At 40.9% G+C, this 1,069-nt stretch carries 3 protein-coding genes; 1 reads left to right on the top strand and 2 read right to left on the bottom strand.

Annotated features, from left to right (window positions below):
- Positions 1 to 131: helix-turn-helix domain-containing protein (locus BHE89_RS18330; RefSeq protein ID WP_171742534.1), on the bottom strand; the 131-nt coding region annotated here is incomplete at its 3' end.
- A 56-nt stretch (positions 132 to 187) separates the two neighbouring features.
- Between BHE89_RS18330 and tnpA the strand changes: the two genes are divergently transcribed.
- Positions 188 to 613, top strand: coding sequence for an IS200/IS605 family transposase (tnpA, locus tag BHE89_RS18325; RefSeq protein ID WP_074454066.1), 426 nt, complete (start codon positions 188 to 190; stop codon positions 611 to 613).
- On the opposite strand, the gene BHE89_RS18320 is transcribed toward tnpA, so the two are convergent.
- The gene (locus BHE89_RS18320) at positions 576 to 848 is read right to left on the bottom strand and encodes a DUF2933 domain-containing protein (RefSeq protein ID WP_069367492.1); all 273 of its coding nucleotides are present in this window, start codon (positions 846 to 848) and stop codon (positions 576 to 578) included. The two genes, tnpA and BHE89_RS18320, sit on opposite strands and share 38 nt — an antisense overlap.
- Between the last annotated feature and the right edge of the window lie 221 nt (positions 849 to 1,069).

Raw genomic sequence — 1,069 nt, 5'->3', positions numbered from 1 at the left:
TGCCGCTGGTAAGCGTCTTTCTTGATGTGCAGAGCTTTGTTGTACGCAAAACGAACCGCACCGAACTGAGCGTTGAGATATTCAGCCTGTTCTGGTGTTGGGTAGATGCGTACTTTTGTTGCTCTTAACATCATCAGCGCTCATTGATATAATGTTTTTATTTTAACACGTTAGGGCAATATATCAATTGAGTAATCATGATGATTTACTGGCGGGATCCCTCAGAAAGCGGCACAGTGTCAGTAAACTGGTCGTGCATCTGATCTTTACGACAAAGTATCGACGTAAGCTATTTGACGGACAGATGATCACTCAACTGCGTGATGCATTTGACTCCGCTGCGGCAAAACTTGAATGCGAAGTTATTGAGATGGACGGAGAGCCTGACCATGTGCATCTGCTGGTTACTTACCCGCCAAAACTGGCGGTCAGTGTGATGGTCAACAATCTGAAATCAGTATCGTCGCGCCTGCTGCGCCAGCAAAACACACATTTATGGACGCAAAGTAAAACGGGACTTTTGTGGTCAAGGTCGTACTTTGTCTGCAGCACCGGAGGGGCAACGATTGAAACACTCAGAGCCTACGTTCAGAGCCAGTCAACGCCTGATTGATCTTTAGAGCCTGCGGGCTTTTCGCCTTATATCCCCCCGCCCGCACTGGGCGAGGGTTTACGGCGTTTTTCGCTAAATGTGTTTTCTTTTTTTCTATTGTCGCTGTTTCATCTTTATTTTTACAGCAATCATGTGAACCGTTTTTATCATGATGATGTTTATGCATAAAGAGGTGCATCAGCGGACAAAGTAATAACATAAAAATAAACCAATTATCTCGTAAAAGTTCCCACATAATCATCTCCTTAAATCACGTTAAAAAAAATGATAGGGGTTACTCTAAGAGGAAGGTCTAGTATGGATTTGTTATTTAATCGTATTTTTGTAATTACCTTTCCACATGTTAATTTGAGTTTCTCCACAATAATGAGCTTTTATAAAATTAAATTTTATCCCTCCCTGCTATACTGTAATAACATTAATATTTTAAGTATTATTAACTATAATTCTCAAATA

The sequence above is a fragment of the Shigella sp. FC1967 genome (assembly GCF_001743005.1).
In the GTDB taxonomy this organism is placed as follows: domain Bacteria; phylum Pseudomonadota; class Gammaproteobacteria; order Enterobacterales; family Enterobacteriaceae; genus Proteus.
The sequence above is the reverse complement of the archived record's forward strand: the minus strand, read 5'-3'. Positions and strand labels throughout refer to the sequence as shown.

Bases quoted from the DNA above. Each gene is read 5' to 3' on its own strand.
- BHE89_RS18320 (WP_069367492.1), bottom strand. From the start codon at position 848: ATGTGGGAACTTTTACGAGATAATTGGTTTATTTTTATGTTATTACTT.